This window comes from Bradyrhizobium sp. UFLA05-108, from assembly GCF_059803455.1.
Map to the genome: position 1 here is coordinate 1 of NZ_JBANAZ010000189.1, position 1,386 is coordinate 1,386.

1 protein-coding gene is annotated in these 1,386 nt (G+C 62.6%); it reads right to left on the minus strand.

Features of this window, described 5'->3' with window-relative positions; translation table 11 throughout:
• Nucleotides 1-67 precede the first annotated feature (67 nt).
• Complete coding sequence (locus SO140_RS45855) at nt 68-1,378, minus strand: ABC-F family ATP-binding cassette domain-containing protein (RefSeq protein WP_498544187.1); 1,311 nt, start codon at nt 1,376-1,378, stop codon at nt 68-70.
• Nucleotides 1,379-1,386 lie beyond the last annotated feature (8 nt).

Here is a 1,386-nt window from a genome sequence, read left to right on the forward strand (position 1 = left end):
ACACTCAAGCGATTGCGTTTTCCACCGAACTTGTTCGCCGGTTCGTGTCAAGAAACAGCGTCAAACGCTATCTTTTTAGCAGCAGCAGCGAATGGTTGGCCAGCGTCAGACCGACGAACAGCAGCCGCGAACGCTCGCCACCGCTCAGCGAACGGATCTGCTGATGGTGGCGCAGGTAAGGAAAACCGGCGCCGATCAGCGCCATTTTCCGCTGTTCCTCGGTCAGCGGTGCAAACTGCGCCAACGCGTCGCTCAACGTGTCTTCATCGCGCAGCTGTTGCAGGCTCTGATCGTAATAGCCGATGCGCACGCGCGGATGGAACAGCGCCGGGCGCTCCGTTTGTTGCTGATACTCACGCCACAACAGGCGCAGCAGCGACGATTTACCGCAGCCGTTGCGCCCGACGATGGCGATGCGATCGCCGCTTTTCACGCGCAGATGTTCGAGGCTGAACAGCACCGGCGCATCCGGCGCCGGGCGCACCGCCCAGTGCGGCAGCGCCAGCAGGCGATCGGCATCCAGCGCTTCTCCCTGCAGCCGCAACCGCCACGGGCTGCCGGCGGTCAGGGTGGTCTGTTCTTCCTTCAACCGATCGACGCGCTTCTCCATTTGCTTGGCCTTGCGCGCCAGATCTTCGTTGTCGTAGACCTTGCCCCAGGTCGCCAGGCGTTTGGCGCTTTTTTCCACCCGGTCTATCTCTTTCTGCTCGGCGTAGCGCCGCTGTTCGTCCGCGGCGTCCTGTTCCGCCAGCGCGGTGCGCGCCGCAGAGCAGGGCAAACGGAAGAACTGCAGCGTTTTGTCGCGCAGGATCCAGGTGCAGTTAGTCACCTGATCGAGCAGGTAGCGATCGTGCGACACCAGCACGAAGCTGCCGGCCCAGCTGCGCAAGAACTGTTCCAGCCACAGCAGCGTGGGCAGGTCCAGGTGGTTGCTGGGTTCGTCGAGCAACAGCAGATCGGGTTGGCGGATCAACGCGCGCGCCAACAGCAGCCGCGTATGCTGGCCGCCGCTGAGGGTGCCGGCGGTCAACGTCCAGCTCGCCGGTTCAAACCCCAGCTCGGCCAGTAACGCTTCACAGCGCCAGCGTTCACTGAGGTGTTGGCCCGCAGGCAGCCGCGCCAGCACCGCATCCAGCAGGGTGCAGGCGTGCAGCTCCGGCGGCAGGTGCTGCTCGATGCGCGCCATCAGACATTGGTGTGACAATGTCACTGAACCGGTGTGCGCAGGTAGGTCGCCGCTGAGAATTTGCAGCAGGGTGCTTTTGCCGCAGCCGTTATCGCCGATCAAACCGATGCGATCGCCTTTTTTCAGGCTGAAGGATATCTCGCTCAGCAGGACGCCGAAAGTGTTGTCGTAACCGACAGATTGTGCAGACAGTCATGTGC